Origin of the sequence: Nitrobacter winogradskyi (genome assembly GCF_006539545.1) — a bacterium.
Taxonomy (GTDB): Bacteria; Pseudomonadota; Alphaproteobacteria; order Rhizobiales; family Xanthobacteraceae; genus Nitrobacter; species Nitrobacter winogradskyi_A.
In genome coordinates, this window is record NZ_BJNF01000157.1 from 1 (window position 1) to 1005 (window position 1005).

The 1005-nt window shown below is 62.3% G+C and carries 1 protein-coding gene; it reads right to left on the minus strand.

The window, feature by feature from the left end; translation table 11 throughout:
- On the minus strand, positions 1-981 hold a 981-nt coding region (locus tag NWI01_RS18605), incomplete at its 3' end, for a two-partner secretion domain-containing protein (RefSeq protein ID WP_141385420.1).
- Positions 982-1005 lie beyond the last annotated feature (24 nt).

A 1005-nucleotide genomic window follows, 5' to 3' on the forward strand; every position in this document is an offset into this window, starting at 1 on the left:
GCCGCCTTTCGGTGCCGAGGCATCGAGCTTGCCGGAGACCTTGGTGGTGCCGCCATGCGCATAGAGTATGATCTTGCCGAGCTTTACCGTGCCGCCGCCACCGCCGCCCTTCAGCGCCGCCATGGTGCGCGCCTGGATCACGCCGGAGTTGTTGACCTGCGCCGACAAGACCTGATCGGCCGCCTTCGCGGTCATAATCACCTGCCCGCCATTGGCGATGATCGCCCGCTTGTTCTGCACCAGCGCGTTCAGCGTGCCCTTGTCGATCGTCACATCCAGCAGCGAGTCGCCGCCGAAGTTCAGCGTGATCTTCTCGCCGGCCGCCATCGCCACCGTGCCGAGCCTGGCCGCGATCATGCCCTCGTTCGATACCGTCTTGCCGAGCAGCGCGACATAGCCGCCGCCCTGACCGCCGCCATGCGCGCGGATGCGGCCCTGGTTGACCACCGAGGCGTTTGAGGTGCCGGAGAACTTGTAGTTTCCGGCCATGAAGTCGTTGTTGGAGATATCCAGCGTCGAGGCAACGATGCCCCCGACATTAACCTGCGACCCCTTGCCGAACAGCACGCCCGCCGAGTTGACGATGAAGACCTGGCCGTTGGCGTTGATGGCGCCGTTGATGATGCTTTGCTCGTTGCCGATGACGCGGTTGAGCGTTGCTGCCGAACTATTCGGCTGATTGAAATTGACGGTGTTCTGCGCGCCGACCGAGAAGCCCTGCCAGTTGATGATCGCCTTCTGCGTGGACTGGTTGATGTTAGTGACGGCGCCCGCCTGCGAGATGCCGGCCGTGCCTGCAACAACCGATCCGCCAGTCGGGCTCTGCGCGCAGGCCGGATCCGGCAACACCATCACGGCGCAAATCGCCGTCGTGACCAACAGCGATGCCTTGAGCGATTTAAGCGCCTGTGAAGGAAACTTTACGTTGAGACCTATAGCCGCACAGCCACGCGAACTCGTCTTCCCGGCAACACAAAACATAGCAAGCTCCATTTCAACGATCAG